The organism is Kineosporia sp. R_H_3 (genome assembly GCF_002198675.1).
Taxonomy (GTDB): domain Bacteria; phylum Actinomycetota; class Actinomycetes; order Actinomycetales; family Kineosporiaceae; genus R-H-3.
The window spans coordinates 1-6,917 of record NZ_MWLL01000045.1; the positions used below are offsets into that span (position 1 = coordinate 1).

At 76.6% G+C, this 6,917-nt stretch carries 5 protein-coding genes; 4 read left to right on the forward strand and 1 reads right to left on the reverse strand.

All coding sequences use genetic code 11. The features are described 5' to 3' along the window. The first annotated feature begins 1,983 nt into the window (after positions 1 to 1,983). From ECOMGDLI_RS02970 to ECOMGDLI_RS35225, 4 genes are read left to right on the forward strand one after another with little or no spacing between them, the layout of a single operon-like run. Positions 1,984 to 2,406, forward strand: coding sequence for a cytidine deaminase (locus ECOMGDLI_RS02970; protein WP_088313459.1), 423 nt, complete (start codon positions 1,984 to 1,986; stop codon positions 2,404 to 2,406). Continuing rightward, positions 2,403 to 3,692, forward strand: coding sequence for a thymidine phosphorylase (locus tag ECOMGDLI_RS02975; protein WP_088313462.1), 1,290 nt, complete (start codon positions 2,403 to 2,405; stop codon positions 3,690 to 3,692). The genes ECOMGDLI_RS02970 and ECOMGDLI_RS02975 overlap by 4 nt, the downstream gene beginning before the upstream one ends. A 4-nt stretch (positions 3,693 to 3,696) precedes the next feature. After that, positions 3,697 to 4,107, forward strand: coding sequence for a YidH family protein (locus ECOMGDLI_RS02980; RefSeq protein ID WP_198954493.1), 411 nt, complete (start codon positions 3,697 to 3,699; stop codon positions 4,105 to 4,107). Between the two features lies 1 nt (position 4,108). Further along, positions 4,109 to 4,420, forward strand: coding sequence for a DUF202 domain-containing protein (locus tag ECOMGDLI_RS35225; protein ID WP_088313465.1), 312 nt, complete (start codon positions 4,109 to 4,111; stop codon positions 4,418 to 4,420). Positions 4,421 to 4,540: 120 nt separating this feature from the next. On the opposite strand, the gene ECOMGDLI_RS02990 is transcribed toward ECOMGDLI_RS35225, so the two are convergent. Then, the coding region (locus ECOMGDLI_RS02990; protein WP_143447480.1) for a choice-of-anchor D domain-containing protein at positions 4,541 to 6,917 on the reverse strand (2,377 nt) is incomplete at its 5' end.

The following is a 6,917-nucleotide window of genomic DNA, read 5'->3' on the forward strand; positions in this document are numbered from 1 at the left end:
CCCGGCGGTCGTCGTCCGCGGCGGCGCGGGCCTGCTCGGTGCCGGCCTGCTCGGCGCGCTGCTCGCGGCCCGCCGTCGCGGCCGCCCGACCGCCCCGCCGGACGCCGCCGTCGAGGCCGAGGTGTGGCTGCGCGTCGGTGCGGACCCGGGCCGGGCCCGGTTCGTCGACACCGCGCTGCGCAGCCTGGCGAGCGTCTGCCGCACCGAGGGGCGGCCGTTCCCGGACGTCTACGCGGTCGTCGCCGACGACGACGAGATCGCGGTCCTCCTCGCGCCCGCCCACCCGGACGCCCCCGCGCCGTGGAGCGCCGTCGACGCCGGCGCCCGCTGGGTGCTGCCGCGCGGCCACCTGCCCCGCGGCGGCGGCCACGCCGAGGCGCCGCTGCCCTCGCTCGTCGCCCTCGGCCGGGACGACGCCGGCCGCGACGTGCTCGTCGACCTCGCGGCCGCAGCCGGCCCGGTCTGCATCACCGGCGACCCGGTCGTCGCCGGGCACGTCGCGCGGGCGCTCGCCGTCGAGCTCGCGACGAACCCGTGGTCGCGCGGCGTCCGGGTGACCGCCGTCGACCTGCCCCCGGCGCTCGCCGCGGTCGGCGGCGGCCTCACGGTCGCGGCCGACGGCGCGGACCCGCTGGCCGGGGTCCGCGACCGGCTCGCCGCGGCTTCGGGCGGACCGGCGCCGGCCGGGGCCGGNGCACGTCCCCGGCCGGCCCGGGATCGTCGTCGCCGGGGACGTGCCCGGCGCCCGCTGGCGCTTCGAGGTCGACGCGGACGGCGCCCTCGACGCGCCCGAGCTCGTGCTGCGCCTGGCGGCCAACCGGATCGGCGACGCGACCCTGGCCCGGCTCGGGGACCTGTTCGCCGCTGCGGCGGGCGCGCCGGCGGGCCCGGCGTCGGGCCCGGCCACCGGCGGTCTCCCGGCCGTTCCCGGCAACGGCACCGGGGCGGACCGCCCGGGCGCGGACGGCCCGGGCGCGGACGGCACCGCCTGGTACGCACTCGTCCCGGAGCCGGCGGCCCCGGCCGAGGACGCCGCCTGGGGCCCGGCCCCGGCGCGGGTCGGGCTGCTCGGCCCGGTCCTCGTCCGCGCGCCGGGCGCCCTCGACACGGCGCGCGTCGACCTCGCGGCCGAGGTCGTCGCGCTCCTCGCGCTGCACCCGGACGGCGTCCACCCGACCGTCCTCGGCGCGGCGGTCTGGCCGCGCGGCGTCACGCCCGACGTCCGGGACGCGACCGTGGACCGGGTCCGCGGCTGGCTCGGCGACGGGGCCGCCGGACCGCGCCTGGTCACCGCGGCCGACGGGCGGCTGCTCCTCGGCCCGGAGGTCGTCGTCGACTGGGCGGTGCTCTGCACGCTCCTGCGCACCGCGGGCCGGGTCGCCGGCACGGCCCCCGAGCGGGACCTGCTCGGCCGTGCGCTCGCCCTCGTCCGCGGCCCGTTCGCCGGCGGCGCCGCGGGCGGTGCGTACTCGTGGCTGCCCCGGACCGGGCTCGAACGCACCGTGCCCCGGGTCGTCACGGCCGCGGCGCACCGGCTCGCGACGCTGCGGCTGCCCGGCGACCCGGCGGGCGCGGGGGAGGCCGCGCGCAGCGGCCTGCGGGCGGACCCGTGCGCGCAGGTGGTGTGGCGCGACCTGCTCCGTGCCGAGCACGCGCAGTGGGGGGCGGACGGCGTCCGGCAGGCCGCGGCGCAGATGCGCGAGGTCCTCGCCGACCTCGGGACCGCCCCGGAGCCCGAGACGGACGCCCTCGTCGACGACCTGTGCCCGGGGGCGCGGGCGGTCGCGGCCGGCTGAGCGGGCAGGCGGTCCGGTCAGGCGGTCCGGTGAGGGCGGTCCGGTCAGGGCGGGCCCGGTCACGGCGGTCCGGACGGCCGGCTCGGCAGGACGTGCCGAACCCCGGTTCACGGGTTCGTCACACGTTCGCGCCCCGCACGGCGGTCCTTGGGAGCGGTTGCGAGCTGCCGTCAGTAGTGTTCCTGCCATGAGCGACGCCGCCCCCGCACCCGACTGGGAGGCCCTGCGCGCCGCGGCCCGTGACGTCATGACCAGGGCCTACGCGCCGTACAGCCGTTTCCGGGTGGGAGCGGCGGGTCTCGTCGACGACGGCCGGGTCGTCGCCGGCTGCAACGTCGAGAACGCGGCCTACGGCGTGGGTCTGTGCGCGGAGTGCGGCATGGTCTCCGCGCTGCACGCGACCGGTGGCGGCCGGCTCGTCGCGGTCACGTGCGTCGGCCCGGACGGCGCGCTCCTCATGCCGTGCGGCCGCTGCCGCCAGATCCTCTGGGAGAACGGCGGCCCGCAGATGCTGCTCGACACCGCGCGCGGTGTCCGACCCATGAGCGAGGTGCTCCCGGACGCGTTCGGCCCCGAGGACCTCGACACCCGAGCTGGGAGCACCCCATGAGCGAGGCCTTCGCCGCCGTCGACGTCATCGTGGCCAAGCGGGACGGCGGTGAGCTGTCCGACGCCCACATCGACTGGGTCGTCGACGCCTACACCCGGGGCGCCGTCGCGGACGAGCAGATGTCCGCGCTCGCGATGGCGATCCTGCTCAACGGGATGTCCCGCCGCGAGATCGCGCGCTGGACGGCGGCGATGATCGCGTCGGGGGAGCGGATGGACTTCTCCGCGCTCGGCGTCCCGACGTCCGACAAGCACTCGACGGGCGGCGTCGGCGACAAGATCACCCTGCCGCTCGCACCGCTCGTGGCGACGTTCGGCGTCGCCGTCCCGCAGCTGTCCGGCCGCGGTCTCGGGCACACCGGCGGCACCCTCGACAAGCTCGAGTCGATCCCGGGCTGGCGGGCCGCGCTGAGCAACGCCGAGATGCTCGCGCAGCTGCGCGACGTCGGGGCGGTCATCTGCGCCGCCGGTGCCGGGCTCGCGCCGGCGGACCGCAAGCTCTACGCGCTGCGCGACGTCACGGGCACCGTCGAGGCGATCCCCCTCATCGCGAGCTCGATCATGACCAAGAAGATCGCCGAGGGCACGGGCGCGCTCGTCCTCGACGTCAAGGTCGGCAGCGGCGCGTTCATGAAGACCGAGGACACCGCCCGCGAGCTCGCCCGCACGATGGTCGACCTCGGCCGCGACGCGGGGCTGACGACCGTCGCCCTGCTGACCCGGATGTCGACCCCGCTCGGCCTCACGGCGGGCAACGCGCTCGAGGTCGCCGAGTCCCTCGACGTGCTCGCGGGCGGCGGCCCGGAGGACGTCGTCGAGCTCACCGTCGCGCTCGCCCGGGAGATGCTCGACGCCGCGGGCCGGGGCGGCCAGGACGTCGCGGCCGCACTGACGGACGGCCGGGCCATGGACACCTGGCGCCGGATGATCGCCTCCCAGGGCGGTGACCCGGACGCCCCGCTGCCGACGGCCCGCGAGAGCCACACCGTGCTCGCCCCCGCCGACGGCGTCCTCATCCGGCTTGACGCGCTCGCCGTCGGGGTCGCCGCATGGCGCCTCGGCGCCGGCCGCACCCGCAAGGAGGACGTCGTCCAGGCCGGGGCGGGGGTCGTCATGCACGCGAAGCCGGGTGCGGTCGTGCGCGCCGGCGAGCCGCTGCTCACGCTGCACACCGACACCCCGGACCGCTTCGAGGCCGCCCTGCGCGATCTCGAGGGCGGCATCGAGGTCGCCCCCGAGGGCTCCCGCCCCGACCTCGGCCCGCTCGTCATCGACCGCATCGCCTGACGACGTGCAGGAGGAGGCGCGGGAGGACGTGCAGGAGAGCGGCTCCGGACCGGACGACCGCCGACCGCGCGCCGTCTTCGGAGCGGGCACCGAGCCCGACCCGCGGTTCTCCATGGCCAACGAGCGGACGGCGCTCGCCTGGGTCCGCACCGCGATGGCGGTCGTCGCCGCCGGCGTCGGGCTGACCTCGGTCGCCCGGCTCGCGGACCTGCCCCGGGCCCTCGACGTCGTGTCCGGTGTCATGTGCCTCGGCGGCGGCTGGCTCGCCGTCTCCGCGGTGCTCGGCTGGCGCCGGCGCGAGGTCGCGCTGCGGACCGGTCGGCCGCTGCCCGCGCCGGTGGCGCTGCCGTGGATCGCCGCGGCGGTCGTCCTCGGCTCGCTCGTCCTGGCCGTCGTCGTCCTCGCCGCCACCTGACGTGGCCGGCGATCCCGGGCTCCAGCACGAACGGACGGCCCTCGCCTGGCAGCGCACCGGCGTCTCGGCGTCCGCCGGCAGCGCGCTCGGCCTGCTCGCCGCCGCCCACGACGGCGTCGCGTGGCTCTTCGGGGTCGTCGCGGTGCTCTCCGCGGCAGGAGCCGGCTGCGTCGCCGTCGCCGTCGGGTCGACGCACCGCCCCGGGTCCGCGCGGACGCCGTGGACCCGGCTCCTGGCGACCGTGGGGGCGACCCTCATGCTCGCCCTCACCGGCACGACCCTGGCGGTCGTGGCGCTCGTCGCCCGCACATGAGCCGGCCCCGGCCCCCGGGGCATGGGGGTCGGGACCGGCTCGGGACGGGCGGCCGGGGCAGCCGCCGGGCGTCGGCCCGGCCGGGGGAGCCGGCCGGACCGCGCCTGGGAGAGCCGACGCTCAGGACAGGATGAAGTCCGTCGCGTTCACGTTGCCGGCAGCGACGCCGACGAGGCGGATCGTTCCTCCGTTCGCTCCGCTGACGGTGACCAGGGTGTCGGCCCCGGCCGCGGCGATGGTGACCCTGCTGCCGAAGTTGGCGCTCGTGACACCGACGCCGCGCAGGTCGACGAGGTCCTGCCCGCCCGCCGGGGCCGCGTCGAAGCCGTTGACCACGTCGGCACCGAACGCCGCCGTGTACCGCAGCTGGTCGAGGCCGGCGCCACCGGTGATGGTGTCCGCCGCCGCGCCGCCCTCGATGACGTCGTCACCGTTCTGGCCCTGGAGCGTGTCCGCCCCGTCGCCACCGAGGAGGGTGTCGCCGCCGTTCTGGCCCTGGATCGAGTCCGCGGCACCGCCACCGATGATGACGTCCGGTGCGGCCGACCCGGTCAGGGTGTCCGTCCCGCCGCCACCGTTGATGGACTCGATGCCCACGAGCGTCACCGCGCCGAAGTTCAGCGTCTCGGCCGCCCCCGACCCGGTGATCCGCACGTTCGCGAACCCGTTGGCGGTGATGGTCTCGACGTTGGTCACCGAGGTGAGCCCGATGTCGGTCCCCGGTGCCATGGCCTCGATCGTGTCGGCATCGCCACCGCCGTTCACCGTGTCGAAGCCCTCGAGGGCCCCGGTGAACCGGATCCGGTCGGTGCCGGCCCCGGTGCTGATGGTGTCGTTGCCGGCGTCACCGGAGACCAGGTCGTTCCCGGCGCCCGTGGTGAGGTTGTCGGCTCCCGGCCCGCCGGAGTAGACGTCGTCCCCGGCCGAGCCGCCCAGGGTGTTCGCCCCGGCGTTGCTGTCGCCGATCCCCGGGAACAGGTCACCGACGACGCCGGTCGCCGAGGACGTGACGACCTCGGTGGACCCGTGGTCGTCGACGAACGTCACCACGACCCGCAGCCGCCGGCCGACCTGCGCCTGCAGCGGCGTGAAGCTCGGCGAGGTGGCCCCGGCCACGTTCGTGAACGTCGTGCCGGCCGCGTTGGAGAACTGCCACTGCGGCGAGAACGTCGCCGTGGTCAGGCCGTCCGCGTCGGCGATGAGCCCGTTGAGCGCGGTGACCGCCGACCCCTCGGTCGGGGTCGGGTCGTCGACCGCCGGGAGCCCGGTGGCCGCGGTGTTGACGACCCCGGTCCCGGTGAGGGCGACGACGCTCGGCGACCCGGCCGCGTTGTGCGCGATGCTCAACGAGGCCGACCGTGCCCCAGTCGCCGTCGTCCGGAAGGCGACGCTGATCGTGCACGTCGCGGTCGGGACGACGGTCGCGCAGGTCGGCGACACGGTCGCCGTGAAGTCCCCGGCGTTCGTCCCGCCCACCGTGGCACCGGTGATCGTCAGGTTGCCGCTGCCGGTGTTCGTCACGTTGACCGGGCGGGTGAACGCCGCGGCCGTCGTGCTCCGGACGCCGAAGTCGAGCGCCGGCGCCGAGAGGGTCGCCACCGGGGCCCCGAGCGAGACGGTCTGGTCGAGGAACTGCAGTCGCTCGACGTTCCGCACGACGTCGACCCCGCACCCCGGAGCTGCCGTCGGGCAGTCGTTGGGGACGCGGACCCGGGTGTTGTCCGGGGCGTTGTGGTCGACGACGATCCGCGGGTCGGCCGCGTCGCTGCGCAGGTCGGTGATCGTGAACTCCGACCGGTTGCCGCCGAAGACCGCCGTGTCGACGTCCGTGCCGGGGGCACCCGGCAGGACCTCGCGGACCGTGACGATCTGGCCCGGGTCGACCAACCCGGCGAAGACGGCCTGCTGGAGCGTCTTGCCGGCGAGGGCGCCGATCCAGCCGCCCCCGGTCGGGATCCTCTCCATGAGCGTCGTCGTCCCGAGCTCGCCGCCCGTGCCGTCCGGGTTCGCCCGGATGCTCAGCCGCACCCGGACGTACCGGTCGCCGTCGAGGATGTCGTCGGCCGCCCGGCCCTCGAGGACGTCACTGCCCTTGCCGCCGAGGAGGATGTTGCCCTCGCCCCAGACGAACGGGCCCTCGAGCAGGCAGTGCTGGGTCACCGAGTTGGCGGTGACGTCACCGACCGGGGTGGCCGTTCCCGCCGCGAGCGGCGGGACGATCGCGTCCAGACCGTTGACGCGGTCGAGGCCGTTCTGGTCGAGCGCGTCGCACCCGATGAACCCGATGCCGCCCTGCTGGCTGGGGATCACGTCGTCACCGCGGAGGGTGTCGTCGAGGTCCCAGCCGGAGAGCGCCTCGACCTCGTTGAAGCGGTCGCGGGTCTCGTTGGCCGGTGGTGCGTTGACGATGACGAGGTTGAGGTCCTGGTTCTGGGGCTGCGGGTCCTCCTGCCCGATGATCCAGTCCCACCCGGAGGCGCCGGCGTTCTTCTCGACA

Excerpts from the sequence above, each read along its gene's own strand:
- ECOMGDLI_RS02975 (WP_088313462.1), top strand. The coding sequence starts at position 2,403 with ATGAGCGAGGCCTTCGCCGCCGTCGACGTCATCGTGGCCAAGCGGGAC.
- ECOMGDLI_RS02970 (WP_088313459.1), top strand. The coding sequence starts at position 1,984 with ATGAGCGACGCCGCCCCCGCACCCGACTGGGAGGCCCTGCGCGCCGCG.